Here is an 18,434-nt window from a genome sequence, read left to right as displayed (position 1 = left end):
ACGGGACAGGTGTGCGGTGCCCGGCCCGGTGTCCCGCCGCCGTCCGGGACCGACCCCCAGGCCGCACGCCCGGACGGCGGGCGGGCGGAGGGCCGGGGGTACGGCGGCGCGCCGCGCCGCCGCTTGATCCCTATAAGAACAATTCGGCAGTGTGATCGACATGGCCGAATTCGTCGAGGTCCATGTGACCGTGCCGGATCGTGATGTCGCTGAGCGGATCGCCGATGTGGTGGTGGGCGAACGCCTGGCCGCCGCTGCACAGCTCGTCGCGCCGATCACGTCCGTCTACTGGTGGCGTGGGGAGATCAACCGGGCCGAGGAGTGGCTGCTGTTCATGAAGACGACGGCTGAGCGGTTCGACGAGCTGGCCGCTGCGATCCGGGAACTGCATCCGTACGAGGTGCCGCAGATCGTTGCCGTGCCGTTGGTCGCCGGGACGGCGGACTATCTGGAGTGGGTCAGGCGGGAGACGACCCCAGAGCCCGGCGTGTAGAGATCAGGTCGCCCAGGAGTTCGCGAGCGGCGGGATCACGCTGGCCGGCCAGCGCCTTCTCCACGTTGCCCAGGTGTTGCAGGCCCCATGTCGACTCGGTCCGCTGGGCTGCGTCCAGGGCGCGGCGGGCGTAGGTGACGCCGGTAGGGATGTCGCCGATCTGGAGCTGTGCTTGGGCGATGTCGGCATAGATGACGGCGATGCGCTTGTGGTCGACGTCGCCGTCAACCGAGGTGAGGGCCTGTTGCCCGGCTGCGGTCACCTGGCGTTCGTCGCCCAGTCGTACATGGACGGAGAGCTGGAAGGCGGCCATGCGACCGGCGTCCAGGAAGCGGGTCCAGGCGCGTTCCCGGTGAGGGCGGGCGTGGTCAAAAGCTTCTTCCGCCTGCCGTAGCCGTTCGACTGCTTGCCGGTCTCCCAGACCGGCGAGGTGTTCGGCTTCCAGGCACAGCAGCCATGCTCGTGTGGCGTCGTCGCCCTGGGCCGGTAGGTACTGCTGCGCTCGCCATACCGCTTCCAGGGCGGCTCGTCCCTCCAGGGCGTACGAGCGGTAGGCGTGGGTGCATGCCTGGATGATCGGGTGCCCGCTCTCCTGGGCCGCGAGCGCGGAAACCCGGTCGAAGGCCGCCGACTGCGCGGGCCGCTTGAGGTCCCAGGCGAGCCACGAGGCCAGCGTCGCCGCCTCTCCGGCCGTGGCGGCAAGGCGCCTGCGGAACCGCTCGGGCGCGCCATGAAGAAGGGTGCTCAGCTCGTTGAGGTGGCTGGTCAGCCCTTGGTAGAGGGCGCTGGCGGGGAGTTCGTACTCCAAGCGGTGGAATCCGATGGTGCGGGCTTCGAGGTGTTCGACGGTGTCTTCGTCGAGCACGCGAGGGCCGGCAAGGGCGCGGGCGAGGCGCTCCCAGGGGTCGGCGATGGGGAAGGCGGCTTCGGCGGTCAGTCCGGCTGCGATGAGGAGCATTGTTCGGCGGTTCACGTGTGCGTCCAGCCTTCCCACGATCCAGGCCAGCGTCAGTACGTCAACGTCGCAAGCGTCGTTCGGCTGGCGCGAGCCGATGACTACTTGTTCCACGTTAAGAAGGCTGCTTGCTGGTGTTCCATCCCGTGCCGGGATGGGTGGGGGCGAGTGCGGGACACCGGTGAGAATCCGCGGGGCGAGGCCGAGGAGCATACGGGCGGGGTCGGGCATGTCCAGGCCGTCCGCGATGCGCTCGAAGACGTCGAGTGCGCTGACCTGGGCCTTGCCTTGCATGTACTCGCTGACCTTGCCCTGGCTGAAGCCCACGGCGACGCCGATGCGGGTCTGGCTGATGCCCGCGTACTGGCGAACGAGCCGGAAGAGGTGGCCGATGTCGCGATTTATGAGGGCCGTGCGCATTTCGGGGCGTTGCCACAGGTCGGCCGGTATGACGACCGGTTCGGCCCCGTCTGCGGGCATCTGCCGTTTCCCCTCGCGTCCTTGGACTGCTGGTGATTCCACGCTCACGGACCGGAGTCATCCCGTCAAGGGATAGTGCCGATCCCGGTCTTGGATTCCGGCTCGGGATGGGCGGTCTCGTCGCAGGTGAGGACGCTTGTCCCATGACTCGGAGCGATCAACCGACAAGTGAGAGGTGCCGGGCCTGCCGGGCCAAAGGCTGGCGCTGGGTGCGCAAGAGCCGTGCCGGTGCGCTGCGCCATCTCGACGGTGCGGCCGTGGAGCTTGTGCAGGTGGCCTGCTTCGAGTGCTCGGGAGTCGGAAGAAAGCGAGCGTCGTAGTGGAGATCATCACGGACTGCGTCAGTCCACATGTCCCCGAGTGCGGCGAGGGGCACATGCGGTTGGTCTGGCGTAAGCCTGCGAAGGCAGAAGATCACGCCCGCGTGGTGGCCTGGTCATGTCACTGCCGATCGACGGTCTATGAACTGTGTTGCTTCGGTGGACAGGCGTACATTCGCCGGACCGAGTACGACGACGACGGCGGGGAGACGACCTCCGAGACATACCGGTGGACTTGCAGGAAGGCTGCCGAGGTCTGGCGCGCGCTGCTGAATGGCCAGGCGGTGTAGGGGGCGATGGCGCGGTACCTGGAACGGGGCCGCGCCATCGTCTTCTGGGGGGTAGAACCATCTGTCCAGAGAAGGGGTTGCCCAGGCATCATGCGCTGATAGCCTGCTTGGCTAGACAGGCATGCTGAATGCGGGAGCCCTGATGTCCTTTGAGTACACGCCTCCGAAGTACGCGCAACTGATCGCGGAACTGGAGCGGCGCATCGACTCGGGCGAATACCCGCCCGGCTCCCCGCTGCCCAGTGAACATCAGCTCATGGCCGAGTTCGGGATGGCGCGCCCGACCGTCGTGAAGGCCCTCGGCGTACTGCGCGATCAGGGCTGGATCGTCACCCATCAAGGCAAGGGCCGCTTCGTACGGGGCAGGCCGGCCATCCCCACCGGCCAGCAGGCACGCGCCGGACGCGAACTCCTCGACCGCAAAGAAGCCCAGGTCTCCAGCCGGTTGCTGGTGAGCGGTGAAGTCGAGGTGCCGAACCGGATAGCGGCCTATCTGGGACTCAAGCCCACGTCGCCGGTCATGCTGCGGCGCTCGCTCATCGAGCATGACAACGAGCCGACCGAGATCTCCTCCACGTGGCTGCCGGTCGAGGTGGCGCAGGGCACGGCTCTCGGCGAGCCAGGGGAGCTGAAACAGGGCATCCGGCGCTACGTCGAGAGTGCGGCCGGTACCGCGCTGGACCACATCATCGAGCACGTGACGGCGCGGAACCCGAGCAAGGAGGAGTGCTCGCTCCTGGGCGTCAAGAGCTCGGCTGCACTGCTGGCCGTGTATGCCGTGGCGTGCGACGCGACAGGCCGGCCGTGGGTCGTGGTCGAGTCTGTCCTTCCTGGTGACCGGCACGAATTGGAGGATGCCTACCTCATTCGGTAGCCGGAGTTCCAACTTCTTCACGAAGCCCGCTTGGTCCACTTGACTGGCCAAGTGGGCTTCATGCTTAATGGGCTTACAACTTGGCCAGTCAAGATGGCTGACCGCTCAAGATGAGGAGCAAGTGCACATGGCAATCCAGGGACCCATCCCCGTGACGTTCGCCCAGGTCTTCCCGCACGGCTGCTACAGCGTCGGGGAGGTCGAGCAGGTCAAGGACTTCGAGGCTTCGACGAACGGCAGGTTCGTCCAGGCGCGTGACAAGCAGACGGGCGAACTCGTCTGGCAGATCCCCGTCATGGACGCCGACCCGTCACTCAAGGCGGCTCAGAAGACCGTGGCCGTAAAGATCCTCAGCCCCACTCAGCCCGTCGCCCCGGCTCCCGTCGCGGGGCTGCCGTTCACGCCGGTGGAGTTCGACGGCATGACCGTCACGCCGTACGTCAACGGGTCCGGGCGGCTCGCCTACTCGATCAAGGCGCGGCAGATGGTCGCTCCGCGCACCAACGTCAAGTCCACCAACAACAGCAAGGAGGTCGCAGCATGAACGACAGGAACAGCTACAGCTACACGGTCCTGAGCATCCGGCCCGGCGAGGAGCCCCGCATCGATGTCTCGGTCTACCCGGACAGTTCGGCCCAGGTGACCTACCACTCGATCGGCGACGGCTTCCACGCCTCCATCAACATCGCCTTCGCGGCCACGCGCCTGAGCATCGCCACGACAAGGGACGCCGAGGCCACGGCCGAACGTGTCGCCTTCGCCCGCCAGCTGTCCGAGGCGGCGGCGGCCTTCCTCGCCGACTGCGAGCGCCTGCACGCCGACCGGCAGGCGGCGGCCTGACAAGAAAGCGGGGCCGCTGGAACTGGTCCTTCCGGCGGCCCCTCGTCTCCCCTGACGCGAATCACGAGAGGTCTTCAGCCTAATGTTCAAGCGGCTTCCCGGGGACGAGGCGCGCAACCTCGTCTCCACCACCCCGGACACGGCCGTCGTCTTCCGGCCGACCGTCGTCCGCACACCCGCCATCGTCACCCTGGCCATCTATCTCTACCGGTTTCTCGTCGCCCTGGTCCGGACGATCTGGCGGCATCCGGTAGCCGTCAGCGTGCCCGCCGTCCTCGGGTTCGCCTGGTATCAGTACGGCTGGCCGCTCGCCGTCTGCCTGCTGGGTGTGACCGTGCTCAGCCTGGCAGCCTGGGCGTTCATCGACCGGGAATCCTTCACCGGCTTCGTCGGCTGGCGGCTGCTCGCGTGGTGGCGGCTCATGTCGGTCTACCGCCGCCACTGGCAGTCCGTCATGGACGTCTCCGGCCTCGGCAAGCGCATCAACGGGCGGGTCTACCTGCCCCGGCTGATACGCGTCCAGTGCGACGGCTGGGCCGACCGCATCACCGTACGCATGCTGCGCGGCCAAGCGGTCAAGGACTGGTCCGACCGCATCGACAATCTCGCCCACGGCTTCGGCGTCACGTCCTGCCGGGTGGCGCTCATCAAGGGCGGTCGACTGCTGCTCATCTTCCCGCGCCGCGACCCATTGGCCACGCCGATCCCCGCGCTCCCGGTCCCGTTGGAGCCGACCGTGGGGCCGGTCGAGATCGGCAAGCAGGAGGACGGCCGACCGCTCCGGCTCAAGGTCCACGGCACGCACGTACTGATCGCGGGTGCGACGGGGGCCGGCAAGGGCTCGTTCCTGTGGGACACGATCCGCGGCCTGCTCCCCGCGATGCGGGCGGGCCTGGCCGAGGTTTGGGCGCTCGACCCGAAGCTCATGGAGCTGTCCTTCGGCCGCGAGCTGTTCCAAGGCCGCTACGCCGCCGATCCGGCCGATTGCGCCGATCTGCTCGAAGAGGCCGTCTCCGTCATGCAGAAGCGGGCCGCTCGCTTCGCCGGTCTTCAGCGCTCCCACGTCCCGACCATCGAGGGCCCGTTCGTCCTGGTGCTCGTCGACGAGGTGGCGTTCCTGACCGCCTACCAGCCCGACAAGCAACTTCGGCAGCGCATCTCCGCCGCCCTGGCCACACTCGCCACCCAGGGCCGCTCGGTCGGCATCGGCGTCATGGCCGCCCTCCAGGACCCGCGCAAGGAGGTCATGAACATCCGCAACCTGTTCCCCGACAAGATCGCCCTTCGCCTCGACGAGTCGGAACAAGTGGACATGGTCCTCGGCGACGGCGCACGCGACCGGGGAGCCCTGGCCGATCACATCTCGCCCATCCCGGAGCAAGGGGCCGGTGTCGCGTACATGCGCCTGGAGACCTCACCAGAACCGATCCGGGTCCGCGCGGCCTACGTCTCCGATACCGACATCCACCAGATGGTCGCCCTGTTCACCGAGCGAGAGGAGGCTGCATGACCAACCCGCACGACCGCGCACTACCCCGGACGATCCGGATGGCAATGCCACTGGCCCGGGATGTCGTGGAAGAGGTCGCCAAGCTGCACGGCGTGTGCATCCGGCCCGTCCCGCTCAAGCGGCTCGACACTCACACGGGCAAGTGGGAGATCATCGACGTCCCCTGCGGGTCACCGATGGACAGCAAGTGCCCGCCGTGCGCCAAGCGCAACAAGCAGCTCCGCAAGGCCCAATGCCGGGAAGGCTGGCACCTGGAAGAGGAACCCACCATCACACCGGACGACCCGAACGAGGAACAGCGCTGGCTCGTGGAGTTCCGCGCCGACGCCCAGGCCGAGCGCGACGCCACCGAAGAGGCCGGCGACGACACCGCCGACCTGGACGCCCTCATTGAGGGCCTGGACGAGGAGATCAACGCGGCGGGCATGCGCGGCAACGTGCTCGGCCGCACCACGTCCAAGCGCTCCCGCTCCACCCGGCGACGCCAGGACGCGCCGGACCTGCCCAAGCGCAAGATGACCCACACCACGCTGGGCCGCACCTTCCAGGCCCCGGACGGCAAGACCTACCGTCCCTCGCTGTTCGTCACGCTCACCCTGCCCTCCTACGGCAAGGTCCGCGACGGCGTACCGGTCGATCCCGACACCTACGACTACACGCGGGCGGCCCGTGACGCGCTGCACTTCTCCAAGCTCGTGGACCGCTTCGTGCAGAACCTGCGCCGTGTGGCGGGCTTCGACGTGCAGTACTTCGCGACCGTGGAGCCGCAGAAGCGCCTCGCCCCGCACCTGCACATGGCCGTCCGTGGAACGCTCCCACGCGCGGAGATCAAGCAGATCGCGGCGGCCACCTACCACCAGGTGTGGTGGCCGTCCGTCGATCGCGTGGCCTTCGAGGGCGAGCACCTGCCGATCTGGCAGGAAGGAGCCGGATACCTCGACCCCGACACCGGAGAGGTCCTGCCCACCTGGGACGAAGCCCTCGACGACCTGGACGCCGACGAAGACGCCGAACCCCTGCACGTGATCCGCTTCGGTGACCAGGTGGACGTCAAAGGCGTGCTCGCGGGCACCAAGGACGCCGACCAGTGCATCCGCTACCTGGCCAAGTACCTGACCAAGAGCCTCGGCGACGGCCTGGACAGCCAGGCCCAGCAGGAGCACGCGGCCCGCTTCGTCGATGCCCTGCGCTACGAACCCTGCTCACCCACCTGCCCGAACTGGCTCCGCTACGGCGTCCAGCCCAAGAACGCCAAAGCCGGAATGGCTCCCGGCCGCTGCCGCTCCAAGGCTCACAAGCCCGAACACCTCGGCTACGCCGGCCGCCGCGTCCTGGTCTCCCGCAAGTGGTCCAACAAGACGCTTGCCGAGCACAAGCAGGACCGCCGCACCTGGGTCCTGGAAGCCCTCGGCCAGGCCGACCAACCCATCGACCCACACCGCTACGTCTGGAAGCCGATTCCGGCCGGAGACGCCAACGTGGCTCCCCTCGCCGTCCGGCTCCTCCGATCCGTGCACGAACGTCAACGCTGGCGCGCTCACATGGCCGAACTCCAGGCCAGAGCAGACGGCCAAGATCTTTCGGCAACTGAAGGGAGGGCAGCCTGATGGAAAGACTCTTCTACCGGCCAAACGACGCGGCGACGGTCCTGGGGATGAGCCGCACGGCGATCTTCAGGCTCATCAAGACCGGCGAACTCCGATCCATCAAGCGCGACGGTTACCGCTTGATTCCTGCTGCCGCCCTACTGGACTTCGCGCGAGACCTGGAGGCGGCGTGATGGCCCGCAAGCCCAACGGTCGCTCCTCGATCTTTCTCGGCAAGGACGGTAAGTGGCACGGTTACGTCACTATGGGCCTCAAGGACGACGGCACGCCCGACCGCCGCCACCGCGTCGGCGACAGCGAGACCGAGGTGACCAAGAAGGTCCGCGAACTGGAGGGAAAGCGGGACTCCGGCAAGTCTGACAAGCCGGGGCTCGCGCCCACAGTCGCCGAGTGGATGCGCACGTACCTCGACGAGATCGCGCCTCTCAAGGTCAGCGACCGCACCCTGGAGAGCACCTATCGGCCCAAGGCCGAACATTGGATCATCCCCCGCCTCGGTGCTCATCGCCTCGACCGGCTGCGCCCGGAACACTTGGACGCCTTCTACGCCTATCTCGCACAGCAGGGCCTCGCCCAGAACACCATCGTGCAGATCCACCGGATCCTCTCCCGCGCCCTGAAGATCGCAGTACGGCGTGAGAAGGTCGCCCGCAACGTCTGCACCCTGATCGACGCCCCAACCGTTGAGGACGTGGAGATCGAACCCCTCGACGCCGACGAGGCCCGCGATGTCCTGGACGTGGCCGGCAGCCAGAGGAACGGCACCCGTTGGTCAGTGGCGCTCGCTCTCGGTCTTCGGCAATGCGAAGCCCTGGGCCTGCGCTGGAAGTACGTGGACCTCAAACGAGGCGTCATTCGCGTCTTCTGGCAGATCAAGCACCAGCGCTACCGCCACGGCTGCAAAGACCCGCACGCCTGCGGGAAGCGACTTCACCGCTACCCGTGCCCGAAGGACTGCCCCAGGGCCAAGCGCACCTCCGGCCGCAAGCACGTGTGCAACAAGGAGGGGCAGAAGTACTGCGAACCCGACTGCACCAAGCACGCGCCCTCCTGCCCCGAGCGCGTCGGCGGCTGGATCTTCGTGAAGCCCAAGGGCAAGAGCAAGCGAACCGTCATGATCCCGCCCCCGCTGATCCCCCTCCTCAAGCTGCACCAGGAAGCCCAGCAGGCCGAGAAGGAAGCAGCGGGGGAGCGGTGGCACGACTATGACCTCGTCTGGTGCCATCCGGACGGACGCCCCATCGACGCCGGCCAGGACTGGGACGAATGGAAAGAACTCCTGCGCCTCGCCGAAGTCGAGAAGGACGCCCGAGTCCACGACGCTCGCCACACCGCCGCGACGCTTCTCATCGAGCAAGGCGTGGACATCAGTGTCGTTCAGGAAATCCTCGGCCACTCGCAACTGACCACGACCAAGCGCTACACCCACATCACGGCGACGCTCTCAACGGACGCAGCAGCTCGCATGGGGCGGGCACTCTGGGGCTGACTGCAACGGAAAATGCAACTGGGCGGGCTTCCGGATCATGGAGATCGGGGAGTCCGCCCAGGTCATTGGGGTAGGGCGCCCGGGGCTCGAACCCGGAACCTACGGATTAAAAGTCCGCAGCTCTGCCAATTGAGCTAACGCCCCTCGCATCAGCAAGGGTACAGAGACTACCGTCCCGCTCGCGACGCCTACAGCACCGGTCAAACCATCTCAGGTCAGGCTCAACGGTAGGCGGCCAGGCCGGTCAGCGCTTCCCCCAGCACCAGCGTATGGATCTCCTGTGTCCCCTCGTACGTCAGCACGCTCTCCAGGTTGTTCATGTGCCTGATCACAGGGTACTCCAGGGTGATCCCGTTGCCGCCCAGGACGGAGCGGGCCTGGCGGGCGATGTCGAGGGCGGCCCGGACGTTCGCCAGCTTGCCGAAGCTGATCTGCCGGGGCTCCAGGTCGCCCGCGTCCTTCAGCCGGCCCAGGTGGAGGGCGGTGAGCTGGGCCTGGGCGAGGCCGACGTACATCCAGGCGAGCTTTTCCTGGGTGAGCTGGAACGCGCCGATCGGCTTGTCGAACTGGACGCGGGTCCTCGCGTACTCGACGGCGGACTCCAGGCAGGCCCGCGCCGCCCCGACGACCCCCCAGACGATGCCGAAGCGGGCCTCCGACAGGCACGACAGCGGGCCCTTGAGCCCCACGACCTCCGGCAGGGCGGCGGAGGCGGGCAGGCGCACGTCGTCGAAGTACAGGGACGAGGTGACGGACGCCCTCAAGGACAGCTTCCGGTGGATCTCAGGGGCGGAGAAACCGGGCGTGGAGGTGGGGACGACGAAGCCGCGGATCCCTTCGTCCGTCTGCGCCCAGACGACCGCGACGTCGGCGATCGAGCCGTTGGTGATCCACATCTTGGAGCCGTTGAGAATCCAGTCGGACCCGTCCTTCTTCGCGTACGTCCGCATGTTCGCCGGATCGGACCCGTGGTCCGGCTCGGTCAGCCCGAAGCAGCCGATCGCCTCACCGGCGGACATCCGGGGCAGCCACTCCTCTTTCTGCTCGTCGGAGCCGTACCGCCAGATCGGAAACATCGCCAGCGATCCCTGGACGGACACGAACGAACGCAGCCCGGAGTCGCCGGCCTCCAGCTCGCGGCAGGCCACCCCGTACGAGACCGCGTCCGTCCCGGCGCACCCGTACCCCCGCAGATGCATGCCGAGCAGCCCGAGCGCGCCGAGCTCGGGCGCCAGCTCGCGGGCCGGGAAGACGGCCTCCTCGAACCAGTCGCCGACGTGCGGCAGCACCCGGTCGGAGACGAACGACCTGACCGTGTCGCGGATGAGGCGCTGGTCGGCGTCGAGCTGGTCGTCCAGGCGGAGCAGGTCGTCCATGGCGGGTCCCTTCCTAGCCGGGCATAGGGGGCTACCAGGGTTCTACCAGGGGGAAACCTGATGTGCTAACACCGGGCCCGGGGGCAGTCTTGAGACATGAGCGAATACCACGAGTACGGCACCCAGCACACCGACCGCCCCGTCAAGAAGCTCCGCCGGACCGAGAAGGGCCGGATCGTCGCGGGAGTCTGCTCCGGCGTCGGCGAGTACGTGGGCATCGACCCCAACCTCATCAGGATCGCCCTGGCGGTCGTGACGCTGTTCGGCGGCCTCGGCGTCGGCCTCTACGCGATCGGCTGGCTGCTCCTGCCGGACGAGCACCGCGACACCTCGATCGTCCAGGACCTCATCAACAAGCAGCAGAACCGCGGCGGCGGCAGCACGGACTGGACCACCGGCGGCGAGCACAAGCCGCAGCCGTGATCAGGCGGTGGCCTCGGCGCGAACCTGGGCGGTCCTGTCACCGCCCCGGGACTCGGCCCAGATCATGGCCAGGACGGCCGCGCAGATGAGCCCGGCGACGCCGGACAGCGCGACCACCGGCTCCGGGCCGAGTCTCTCCGCCGCGAAGCCGCCGACGAGGATTCCCAGTCCCTGCGCGGCCATGAGCCCGGACTGCACGATCCCGAACGCCTGGCCACGGCGTTCGGCGGGCACGGCCTGGACGAAGGCGGCGTTGGCGGCGAGCTGGTAGGCTCCGCCGATTCCTGACAGGACCCACGCCGCCAGCACGACGGCCAGTGGCGGCCGCAACGCGGTCACGACCAGGGGCGCGCAGCTCAGCATGGCCAGCAGGCCCATGAACCGCAGCCGCCGCGCCGGCGCGACGAACCTGCTGAACAGGAACGCGCCCAGCACCGTCCCCGCGGGCATGGCGGCCATCAGCAGCCCGGTGACCACGGCCACCGGCAGCGGGCCGTCCGCCGCGAGCCGGGCGGCGTACGGTGCGGCGATGCCCTCGGGCAGCACGTAGAAGCCGCACAGCCAGGCGAACAGCACGAGCGTGCGCAGCTTCCTCGATCCGAAGACCAGCCGCGCCCCGGCCCTGGTCATGTTCCACATGGACGGCCTGGAGCCGTCGTCGCGGCCCGGGGCAGGGCGGCGGCGCACGCCGGAGGCGAGGATCAGCGCCGAGCCGAGGAACGTGGCGGCGTCGATGGCCAGCGCCCGGTAGGGCCCCATCGTGGCGATCACCGCGCCGCCCGCCGCGAAGCCGAGCATCTGCCCGGCCTGGTTGGTCATGTTCTGCAGGGCCGAGCCGATGACGTACGCGTCGCCGTCGAGCACCTCGGGCAGCAGCGCCGCCCGCGCGGCCGAGAACGGCGCGCTCAGCAGCACGACCAGGAACACCAGCACGCACAGCCCCCAGAACGGCATGACCGGCAGCGCCATGCCCGCCACCAGCGCGAACCGGAGCAGGTCGCAGACCAGCATCACCCCGCGCCGGGCGAACCGGTCGGCCAGCCCGGCCAGCAGCGGCCCGCCGACGATCGAGGGCAGGTAGGTGAGCGCGTAGACGGCGGCCGTGGCCAGCGGCGAGCGGGTGCGGTCGTAGACCAGCACGGCGAGCGCCACCTGGGCGAGCTGGTCGCCGAGGAGCGAGAGGCCCTGGCCGTACCACAGTGCCCGGAACTCCTTGATGGCGATGACTTCCCGGTATGTGGCTCGCTGTCCTTCCGCGGCCTCCGCACGTCGATGACGTCCCGGCGGCCGTCGCGCCCGCATGGCCCCCATTGGACTCCGCTGTGCCTGACTATCCGCTGTGCCTGACTCTCACTGCGCCCGGCACTCGGTGTGCCCGACTCTCGGTGCTCGCTTTGCGTATTCGCTACGTCACCTAAGGTGCCTGAGGGAGAGGGCAAGCCGCAACCCAAAGAAGCCAACCGGATGCAAAGGGTTACCAGCCGAGCTCGTGCAGGCGCTCGTCGGAGATGCCGAAGTGGTGCCCTACTTCGTGGATGACCGTGATGCGCACCTCGTCGATCACGTCCTCTTCGGTATCGCAAATCTCACATATCGGTTTGCGGTAAATCTCGATGTGGTCGGGCAGGACTCCTGAATACCAGTCGCCGCGTTCGGTGAGGGGGACACCGGTGTACAGGCCGAGCAAATGGGGCTCAGGCGGGTCATCGACGACCACCACCACGACGTTGCTCATGGCAGCCGTGAGGTCGGCGGGGATCGTGTCCAATGCCTCGGCCACGAGTTCCTCGAACTTCTCCCGCGATACCTCGATCACACCTGCCATTCTGCCCCCGCCCTCCGCTGAGCAAGAAACGGTATGAAGTTCGTTCGCGTCGTCAAAGCAGTCATCCGGTCACGGGCCTTCCGCGCGCTCGCGGTGCTCGCCGTGGCCGCCGTCGGGTCATGGCTGGGCATCTTCCTCAGTGGCGCCGTACGCGCCGAGGTCGGCCCGGTCGAGACCGCGATGTCCCTGAGGCCGGCCTGGAACGGCGAGACCGTCGTGGACGCCAGCCCTCTCGGCACGCTCACCTTCCGCACCCACGACGCCCCCCTGCGCCTGCGCATCACCCTGGAGAACATCGACCAGGAACGTGCCAAAGCCTTCATCGAGGACCCGCGGCTGGCCGACCGGCTGCCGCAGGTCATCGAGGAGGACCTCATGGACGGCGTGCGCGCCCTCGCCGTCCGCTCGCTGCTGTGCGCGGGCGCCGGGGCGCTGGTCGCCGTCCTGATGGTCTTCAGGCGCCCGCGCGTGGCCCTCACGGGCCTCCTGGCGGCCTCCGTGGCCCTCTCCGGGACCGGGATGCTCGCCGTCGCGACCTTCCGCCCCAACTCGCTCATGGAGCCGCGCTACTCCGGCCTGGTGGCCGCCGCGCCGTCGCTGGTGGGCAGCGCGGAGTCGATCGTGACGCGGTTCGAGTCGTACCGGTCGCAGCTCACCAAACTCGTCACGAACGTCTCCAAGCTCTACGAAACGGTCTCCACGCTCCCTCTGTACGACGCCGACCCGAAGTCCATCCGGGTGCTCCACATCTCCGACATCCACATCAACCCCATCGCCTGGAACGTCATCCGCTCGCTCAAGGACCAGTTCAAGATCGACGTGATCGTGGACACCGGCGACATCTCCGACCACGGCACCAAGCCGGAGAACAAGTTCGTGGACGAGGTCGGCACCCTCGGCGTCCCGTACGTCTACGTCAGGGGCAACCACGACTCCATGATCACCCAGAGGGCCGTCGAGAAGCAGAAGAACGCGATCGTCCTGGACGACCGGACCGCGCAGGTCGCCGGGCTGACGATCTACGGCCTCGGCGACCCCCGCTTCACCCCGGACAAATCGGTCAGCGTGGACTCCGACCCCGCCGCCCTGCACCAGTTCGCCCGCTCCCACCTGGGCAACGTCCGCGCGCCCGACCTGATCGCCGTCCACGACCCGGTCGTCGGCCAGGGCTTCTCCGGCGCCGCCCCGATGATCCTGGCCGGACACACCCACGAGCGCAGCACCACCATGCTCCCGACCGGCACCCGCATGCTGGTCCAGGGCTCCACCGGCGGCGCCGGCCTGCGCGCGCTCGAACACCCCCAGCCGACCCCCGTCCAGGCGTCCGTCCTGTACTTCGACAAGGAGACCCGACGCCTGCAGGCCTGGGACGACATCACGCTGGGCGGCCTGGGAGAGCAATCGGTCTACATCCAACGTCACGTGGAGCCCGACCCACAACGTATGATTTCTCCGGAGCCGACGAACGCCCCGTCGCCAACGGGCACGGTCACCGGCTCCGCGTCACCCGACGCCGGACCGCCACTTTGGCATCAAGGGCAATCGTCCCCTATGCTTCAGAGGTCTCCGACGGAAGGCGACAGGGTTTCCTAACGGCCCCCATCGTCTAGCGGCCTAGGACACCGCCCTTTCAAGGCGGCGGCACGGGTTCGAATCCCGTTGGGGGCACGCGAGCGCCTGGCGCACCCGCGAAACGGCTGGTCGAAGACCACCGAAGAGCTGGTAAGCTAAGCGAGCGCAAAGAGAACGAAACGCAAGACAAGCAAGGTCCTGTAGAGCAGTTTGGAGTGCTCGCCACCCTGTCAAGGTGGAGGTCGCGGGTTCAAGTCCCGTCAGGACCGCTCTGGGTCAGGTAGCTCAGTTGGTACGAGCGTCCGCCTGAAAAGCGGAAGGTCGGCAGTTCGACCCTGCCCCTGACCACCAGCATTGAACAGCTAAGATGCCCCGAAGCGAAGATCGCTCCGGGGCGTTTTCGTGTCCGTGACAGCAACACTGACAGCAACGTCGCGATGGAGCATCAGATGGACCATGGCATGAGTCCCGCTCATCTCGCCGTCGAGATGGACGATGCTGAGAAGCTTCAAGTGCTCCTCGATGAAGGCGCAAGTGTTCATGAGGAGCACGATGGGCTCACGCTTCTTCACTGCGCGATCGAGGGGGAAGTGGACAGTCACGCGCAGACGGGTGATCGCCTCCATGTTGATATGACGGCGCTCCTTCTCGCCAATGGAGCCGATCCACGACGGCGATCGCACGGCGGCAGAGGCGTTTCGGCGGAGCACTTCGCCCTCGTCAACAGGCACTGGTTGGCGGCCCGACTGATCGAGGCATGGCTACGGGATCATCCCGAGTAGCTGACGAGAGCAACGTCGGCCACTGTGGCGCTGGCGATCATTGACCGGCTCAAGATGCGTGACTAGCTTCCGAACCTGTGACGCCTCAGTGGATCGGTGTGATCGGGACTGCTCTTGGCGCGGCGATCGGAAGCCTGGTGGCGATCGGGTCCGTCTTTTTCAAGGCTCGGCAGGAAGTAGCTGCTGAAGAGCGCCAGTACAAGAGGGAGCGAGCCCTTAGGGCCCGTGATCGCACTTGGGGCATCACCGTTCAGGGGCTGGAGGCGCGGCGACAGACCTATGCCACCTTGTTACGGCGAACTGGAGCGTATGGCCGGCGACTCGAAGCGATCACCACTCAGGCCCCGACCGCGGCCGATGAGGTTCCACGATCCCTGAAGGAAGACCTCGACACAGCCAGGGCAGAGCTTGAAGATCTTGTCTTCGAGGTTGACGTTCACGCGCAGCATCCCCTGGTCGGTGATGGGCTACGGCAACTCCTGCAAGAGGGCCAAGCGGTTCAGGACGCCCTCGAAGCAGGAGACTGGGACAAGGCCAGGGAGTCGATGTCTCTTGTAGGACCCCTGACGACGAAGCTACGGGATAGATGCCGTTGGGATCTTGGGTTGTACGCACCTGATCCGTATGAGGACTCGAACAGCGCGCCAGAATTGGTCTCTGCCGATAAGAAGGCGGTCAAGGCAGAAGAATGCGCCCCAGCCGAATCGAGCTGAGGCGCAGTGGGGTAGGGCAGATCAGCCGAGAGCATCACTGAGCTTGCCTAGGGCTGTCCGCTTGTCGTCGAGCGAGACGTGAGCGTAGATCGTCATGGTTACATCGATGTCGCTGTGGCCGACGATGTCTCGGACGACCTGGGGGGGGAACACCGAGGTTGAGCAGGAGCGTCACACAAGTGTGACGAAGGTCGTGGAACCTCATCTCACTGAGGCCAGCAGCCGTCCGGATCGCTCCCCAGCTTCGCCGTAGGTTGTCCGGCTCCATTGGAGTACCGCAGCGCGAGGGGAAGACGAGGCCGTGTTCCTTCCACTCCTCCCAGCGGTCCGAGCGTTCGGTGAACAGCTTTCTCCGGTGCTCCCGCAGAGCCTCCACGCAGATCGGCGGTAGCGGTACCGTACGCTCCGAGTCGGAGGTCTTGGGACGGACGAAGCGAAGGCGGCCGGCCACGCGCTGAAGGCTTTGGACCACTTCGAGCTTGCCGCCCTCCAGATCGATGTCTTCCCAGCGGAGTCCGAGGAGCTCCCCACGGCGCAGGCCGAGACAGAGCGCCAGGACGTACAACGCGTAGAGCCGATGTTCCTGCGCCGCCTTGAGGACTGCACGGGCCTGAGGAACGGTCAGGCCGCGGTTGACCTTGTACTTGGGCACTGGAACCTTGACGAGCTTGGCGACGTTGCGAGCGATGATCTCCTCGCGTACGGCACACTCCAGGGCATTCCGAAGGACTGCATGGATGGACTGGACCATGCGCGTGGACAGGCGCGAGTCGCAGCACTGACCACCCTTGAGGGCGCAGCACACCGGCTTGTCCCGTGAAGCGTCCCAGCCGTTGCGGCAGCATTGGCATTCGGAGCGGACGCGGTTGATGAAGAGGCGGACGTCTTGGGCGTTGAGCTTGCCCAGGCGCTTCTTGCCTAGCCCGGGGATGAGATGGAGACGAACGACGCCCTCGTATCCCTGGTAGGTCTTGGGGCGGCGTTCCTGGCTGACGATGTTCCTCAGCCAGTAGTTGAGGAAGTCGGCAAGCGTCCAGTTCTCTGAGGAGACAGGGATGCCCTCGTCGGCCTGGCGGAGAAGTTCGGTCAGTTTCTTGCGGGCATCCTCTTGTGTTCGAGCGGAGCCCTGAACCCGCTTCATGGTCCCAGCGGTGGTCTGGACGAAGGCGGCGTACCCGTATCGGCCATCCTTGCGCGGCCAGATGCTCCCCTCACCGTTGGAGCGCTTGCGAATGCGGCGCCCCGTCCGGCGCTTGGGCTCTTCCTCCGGGGTGCCGAGCATAGTCTTGGTCATCACGCCACCCCCACGAGAGTTCTGATGCACTCGGCCAGGGCGTCGGCCGGGACGAGGCGGCGACGGCCGATCTTGATGGTTCGGAGCTGGTTGGAGCGGATGAGGGTGTAGAGGGTCCACCGGCTGACACGGAGGCGATTGGCAGCCTCGTCCACGGTGAGCACGAGGTCACTCATGCGGGACCTCCTTGCATGCCAGCCGGGCGAAGGGTGTGCCGGTGATGGCAGCGGCGAGGAGGGCGTCTCCGAGGGAGTGGCCTTTGCCGGCGTACTGCCATTCGCTGATGACGAGGACGGTGTCTTCATCGAACAAGGGCAGACGGCCTGTGGTGATGTCCTGGCTGCGCCTGTGTTCTTTGCGGTCGGCGCGGAGTTCGCCGAGGGTGGTGGAGTAGCGGCGGGAGCGGGTGGAAAAGTGGCCGCGGAAGCCGAGCATGTGGGCCCAGTCAGCGAGGCGGAGTTCGGCCAGGTCAGGTTGGGCGGCGAGGTGAAGGCAGGTGGTGATGAGGCGGCGGGCGTGGTCGCGCAGGTTGTACGACTCCAGGTTGTCGAGGGGGTTGATGCGGCGGTCCAGGGTGCCGACGCATTCGGCGGCCTTGGTGGCGTACTTGGCGATGTAGCCGGCGACGGCCTGGTCGGTGAGGTCGTCGTTCAGGGTGATGGGGCGGATGTCGAGTTGGTCGCCCCAGCGCAGGACCCGTTCGGGCTGGTCGGCGTAAGCGGGAGCTTTAGCGGAAACGGCCCTGGCGGCGTGCTTGATCGCTTGAGACAAGGCGTCGGTGGTGGCCCACGAGGGTGGAGGTGCTTCGGGGCCGCCCGGGCCGTCGAGGCGGATGACGGCGTGGAAGTGGACGACGCCGCGCCGCTGGTATTCCGCGACCTTGGCGAAGGAGAGGGTGAGGTGGTCGCGGAACTCCTTGAGAAGCAGGCCGCCAAGTTTGGTGAGGTGGCGGCGTACGGAGTCGGCGAAGCGCTTCCACAGGAGCGGGGCCAGGGCGTTGAACAGGACGCTGCCGGTGTAGTCGTAGCAGTCGGGCAGAGCGGTTCGCCGAGGCGCGGGTCGTCTTTGCTGTGGCGGACGGTGCAGGACATGACGCGGCCATGCGGGCACGTGGCGGCGTTGCGGCGGGCGCGGCAGGGCAGGGCCTTGCCGTTCTTCTCCCGCCGCGCATGGACCGCTCCAAAGCTGGGTGCGGTGAGGGTTACGAACAGGGTGGGATGGGTCGTGACCGTGTCTGGGACGCCCTTGCCGCCGACGAGGCCGACGCGGATGAGGTGGTAGGTGTCGGCGCGGTAGGTCTCGGCGCAGGCGGGGCAGCGGGCGGCGCGGCGGGTCTTGCACGGGACACGCAGGACGCCGTCGGGCTCGTGCTTGGTGGTGTAGCGGTGCAGGAGTTGGCCGGTGGCGCGGTCGTAGTGGTCGACCTTGCCGCGTAGGTGGATGGGCTGGCGGCAGCCGCCGGTGTTGCGGACCTGAGCGGCCCAGCGGTCGTAGTCGGGGTGGTTGAGTCGGGCGATCATGCCCGCTTTGGCGTGCGCGGTGGCGTGGGTTGTGGGCAAGATGGTGTCCTCCTTTCGCTCGTTCGGGTGAA

The 18,434-nt window shown here is 67.3% G+C and carries 18 protein-coding genes, 4 tRNA genes and 1 pseudogene; 15 read left to right on the top strand and 8 right to left on the bottom strand.

Annotation, left to right across the window (positions count from 1 at the left end; all coding sequences use genetic code 11):
* The first annotated feature begins 160 nt into the window (after positions 1-160).
* Entirely contained in the window at positions 161-493 is a 333-nt protein-coding gene (gene cutA, locus AB0H75_RS15155) for a divalent-cation tolerance protein CutA (RefSeq protein ID WP_367796268.1), read from the top strand.
* On the opposite strand, the gene AB0H75_RS15150 is transcribed toward cutA, so the two are convergent.
* A complete protein-coding gene (locus tag AB0H75_RS15150; protein WP_367796266.1) occupies positions 459-1,928 on the bottom strand; it encodes a helix-turn-helix domain-containing protein in 1,470 nt (489 codons plus the stop codon). The genes cutA and AB0H75_RS15150 overlap by 35 nt on opposite strands.
* A gap of 752 nt (positions 1,929-2,680) precedes the next feature.
* Here AB0H75_RS15150 and AB0H75_RS15145 point away from each other — a divergent pair.
* The 7 genes from AB0H75_RS15145 to AB0H75_RS15115 all read left to right on the top strand — a co-directional run bounded on the left by AB0H75_RS15145 (position 2,681) and on the right by AB0H75_RS15115 (position 8,858).
* Positions 2,681-3,412 carry a GntR family transcriptional regulator gene (locus tag AB0H75_RS15145; RefSeq protein ID WP_367796264.1) on the top strand — a complete coding sequence of 244 codons (732 nt, stop codon included), beginning with the start codon at positions 2,681-2,683 and terminating at the stop codon, positions 3,410-3,412.
* Positions 3,413-3,539: 127 nt separating this feature from the next.
* Positions 3,540-3,956 (top strand): plasmid replication, integration and excision activator, encoded by a 417-nt coding sequence (locus AB0H75_RS15140; protein ID WP_367796262.1) that lies wholly within the window; start codon positions 3,540-3,542, stop codon positions 3,954-3,956.
* Positions 3,953-4,252 carry a hypothetical protein gene (locus AB0H75_RS15135; protein WP_367796260.1) on the top strand — a complete coding sequence of 100 codons (300 nt, stop codon included), beginning with the start codon at positions 3,953-3,955 and terminating at the stop codon, positions 4,250-4,252. The genes AB0H75_RS15140 and AB0H75_RS15135 overlap by 4 nt, the downstream gene beginning before the upstream one ends.
* 82 nt (positions 4,253-4,334) lie before the next feature.
* Positions 4,335-5,762 carry an FtsK/SpoIIIE domain-containing protein gene (locus AB0H75_RS15130; protein WP_367796258.1) on the top strand — a complete coding sequence of 476 codons (1,428 nt, stop codon included), beginning with the start codon at positions 4,335-4,337 and terminating at the stop codon, positions 5,760-5,762.
* A complete protein-coding gene (locus tag AB0H75_RS15125; protein WP_367796256.1) occupies positions 5,759-7,369 on the top strand; it encodes a replication initiator in 1,611 nt (536 codons plus the stop codon). The genes AB0H75_RS15130 and AB0H75_RS15125 overlap by 4 nt, the downstream gene beginning before the upstream one ends.
* Positions 7,369-7,542: a helix-turn-helix domain-containing protein gene (locus tag AB0H75_RS15120; RefSeq protein ID WP_367796254.1), complete on the top strand. Its 174-nt coding sequence runs from the start codon at positions 7,369-7,371 to the stop codon at positions 7,540-7,542. The genes AB0H75_RS15125 and AB0H75_RS15120 overlap by 1 nt, the downstream gene beginning before the upstream one ends.
* Positions 7,542-8,858: a tyrosine-type recombinase/integrase gene (locus AB0H75_RS15115; RefSeq protein ID WP_367797121.1), complete on the top strand. Its 1,317-nt coding sequence runs from the start codon at positions 7,542-7,544 to the stop codon at positions 8,856-8,858. The genes AB0H75_RS15120 and AB0H75_RS15115 overlap by 1 nt, the downstream gene beginning before the upstream one ends.
* 71 nt (positions 8,859-8,929) lie before the next feature.
* Here AB0H75_RS15115 and AB0H75_RS15110 read toward each other — a convergent pair.
* Together AB0H75_RS15110 and AB0H75_RS15105 are read right to left on the bottom strand one after the other, a co-directional pair.
* Positions 8,930-9,002, bottom strand: a tRNA-Lys gene (locus tag AB0H75_RS15110).
* A gap of 77 nt (positions 9,003-9,079) precedes the next feature.
* Positions 9,080-10,234: an acyl-CoA dehydrogenase family protein gene (locus AB0H75_RS15105; protein WP_367796252.1), complete on the bottom strand. Its 1,155-nt coding sequence runs from the start codon at positions 10,232-10,234 to the stop codon at positions 9,080-9,082.
* 96 nt (positions 10,235-10,330) lie between these two features.
* On the opposite strand from AB0H75_RS15105, the gene AB0H75_RS15100 reads away from it, so the two are divergent.
* A complete protein-coding gene (locus AB0H75_RS15100; protein ID WP_367796250.1) occupies positions 10,331-10,657 on the top strand; it encodes a PspC domain-containing protein in 327 nt (108 codons plus the stop codon).
* Here the strand turns inward: AB0H75_RS15100 and AB0H75_RS15095 are convergent, their stop codons facing one another.
* Together AB0H75_RS15095 and AB0H75_RS15090 are read right to left on the bottom strand one after the other, a co-directional pair.
* Entirely contained in the window at positions 10,658-11,959 is a 1,302-nt protein-coding gene (locus AB0H75_RS15095; protein WP_367796248.1) for an MFS transporter, read from the bottom strand.
* A 172-nt stretch (positions 11,960-12,131) separates the two neighbouring features.
* The gene (locus AB0H75_RS15090; protein ID WP_367796246.1) at positions 12,132-12,473 is read right to left on the bottom strand and encodes a metallopeptidase family protein; all 342 of its coding nucleotides are present in this window, start codon (positions 12,471-12,473) and stop codon (positions 12,132-12,134) included.
* A gap of 42 nt (positions 12,474-12,515) precedes the next feature.
* Here AB0H75_RS15090 and AB0H75_RS15085 point away from each other — a divergent pair, with 42 nt between their 5' ends.
* The 6 genes from AB0H75_RS15085 to AB0H75_RS15060 all read left to right on the top strand — a co-directional run bounded on the left by AB0H75_RS15085 (position 12,516) and on the right by AB0H75_RS15060 (position 15,549).
* The gene (locus tag AB0H75_RS15085; RefSeq protein WP_367796244.1) at positions 12,516-14,075 is read left to right on the top strand and encodes a metallophosphoesterase; all 1,560 of its coding nucleotides are present in this window, start codon (positions 12,516-12,518) and stop codon (positions 14,073-14,075) included.
* Positions 14,076-14,077: 2 nt separating this feature from the next.
* A tRNA-Glu gene (locus tag AB0H75_RS15080) sits at positions 14,078-14,150 on the top strand.
* Between the two features lie 98 nt (positions 14,151-14,248).
* Positions 14,249-14,323 (top strand) — tRNA-Asp (locus AB0H75_RS15075).
* 5 nt (positions 14,324-14,328) lie between these two features.
* Positions 14,329-14,405, top strand: a tRNA-Phe gene (locus AB0H75_RS15070).
* A gap of 86 nt (positions 14,406-14,491) precedes the next feature.
* Positions 14,492-14,836: an ankyrin repeat domain-containing protein gene (locus tag AB0H75_RS15065; RefSeq protein WP_367796242.1), complete on the top strand. Its 345-nt coding sequence runs from the start codon at positions 14,492-14,494 to the stop codon at positions 14,834-14,836.
* Between the two features lie 77 nt (positions 14,837-14,913).
* Complete coding sequence (locus tag AB0H75_RS15060) at positions 14,914-15,549, top strand: hypothetical protein (RefSeq protein ID WP_367796240.1); 636 nt, start codon at positions 14,914-14,916, stop codon at positions 15,547-15,549.
* 34 nt (positions 15,550-15,583) lie between these two features.
* On the opposite strand, the gene AB0H75_RS15055 is transcribed toward AB0H75_RS15060, so the two are convergent.
* The 3 genes and pseudogenes from AB0H75_RS15055 to AB0H75_RS15045 all read right to left on the bottom strand — a co-directional run bounded on the left by AB0H75_RS15055 (position 15,584) and on the right by AB0H75_RS15045 (position 18,363).
* Complete coding sequence (locus tag AB0H75_RS15055) at positions 15,584-16,843, bottom strand: tyrosine-type recombinase/integrase (RefSeq protein ID WP_367796238.1); 1,260 nt, start codon at positions 16,841-16,843, stop codon at positions 15,584-15,586.
* Positions 16,843-17,019, bottom strand: a complete 177-nt coding sequence (locus AB0H75_RS15050; RefSeq protein WP_367796236.1) for a helix-turn-helix domain-containing protein — start codon at positions 17,017-17,019, stop codon at positions 16,843-16,845. The genes AB0H75_RS15055 and AB0H75_RS15050 overlap by 1 nt, the downstream gene beginning before the upstream one ends.
* Positions 17,012-18,363, bottom strand: a pseudogene (locus AB0H75_RS15045) (replication initiator). The gene AB0H75_RS15050 and the pseudogene AB0H75_RS15045 overlap by 8 nt, the downstream one beginning before the upstream one ends.
* Between the last annotated feature and the right edge of the window lie 71 nt (positions 18,364-18,434).

The organism is Nonomuraea sp. NPDC050783 (assembly GCF_040802095.1).
GTDB lineage: Bacteria > Actinomycetota > Actinomycetes > Streptosporangiales > Streptosporangiaceae > Nonomuraea.
This window is presented reverse-complemented; position numbering and strand designations above follow the sequence as displayed.

What these genes read in the sequence shown, in the direction of transcription:
- cutA (WP_367796268.1), top strand. Translation starts at nt 161, where the DNA reads ATGGCCGAATTCGTCGAGGTCCATGTGACCGTGCCGGATCGTGATGTC.
- AB0H75_RS15150 (WP_367796266.1), bottom strand. Translation starts at nt 1,928, where the DNA reads ATGCCCGCAGACGGGGCCGAACCGGTCGTCATACCGGCCGACCTGTGG.
- AB0H75_RS15145 (WP_367796264.1), top strand. Translation starts at nt 2,681, where the DNA reads ATGTCCTTTGAGTACACGCCTCCGAAGTACGCGCAACTGATCGCGGAA.
- AB0H75_RS15140 (WP_367796262.1), top strand. Translation starts at nt 3,540, where the DNA reads ATGGCAATCCAGGGACCCATCCCCGTGACGTTCGCCCAGGTCTTCCCG.
- AB0H75_RS15135 (WP_367796260.1), top strand. Translation starts at nt 3,953, where the DNA reads ATGAACGACAGGAACAGCTACAGCTACACGGTCCTGAGCATCCGGCCC.
- AB0H75_RS15130 (WP_367796258.1), top strand. Translation starts at nt 4,335, where the DNA reads ATGTTCAAGCGGCTTCCCGGGGACGAGGCGCGCAACCTCGTCTCCACC.
- AB0H75_RS15125 (WP_367796256.1), top strand. Translation starts at nt 5,759, where the DNA reads ATGACCAACCCGCACGACCGCGCACTACCCCGGACGATCCGGATGGCA.
- AB0H75_RS15120 (WP_367796254.1), top strand. Translation starts at nt 7,369, where the DNA reads ATGGAAAGACTCTTCTACCGGCCAAACGACGCGGCGACGGTCCTGGGG.
- AB0H75_RS15115 (WP_367797121.1), top strand. Translation starts at nt 7,542, where the DNA reads ATGGCCCGCAAGCCCAACGGTCGCTCCTCGATCTTTCTCGGCAAGGAC.
- AB0H75_RS15105 (WP_367796252.1), bottom strand. Translation starts at nt 10,234, where the DNA reads ATGGACGACCTGCTCCGCCTGGACGACCAGCTCGACGCCGACCAGCGC.
- AB0H75_RS15100 (WP_367796250.1), top strand. Translation starts at nt 10,331, where the DNA reads ATGAGCGAATACCACGAGTACGGCACCCAGCACACCGACCGCCCCGTC.
- AB0H75_RS15095 (WP_367796248.1), bottom strand. Translation starts at nt 11,959, where the DNA reads ATGCGGGCGCGACGGCCGCCGGGACGTCATCGACGTGCGGAGGCCGCG.
- AB0H75_RS15085 (WP_367796244.1), top strand. Translation starts at nt 12,516, where the DNA reads ATGAAGTTCGTTCGCGTCGTCAAAGCAGTCATCCGGTCACGGGCCTTC.
- AB0H75_RS15065 (WP_367796242.1), top strand. Translation starts at nt 14,492, where the DNA reads ATGGAGCATCAGATGGACCATGGCATGAGTCCCGCTCATCTCGCCGTC.
- AB0H75_RS15055 (WP_367796238.1), bottom strand. Translation starts at nt 16,843, where the DNA reads ATGACCAAGACTATGCTCGGCACCCCGGAGGAAGAGCCCAAGCGCCGG.
- AB0H75_RS15050 (WP_367796236.1), bottom strand. Translation starts at nt 17,019, where the DNA reads ATGAGTGACCTCGTGCTCACCGTGGACGAGGCTGCCAATCGCCTCCGT.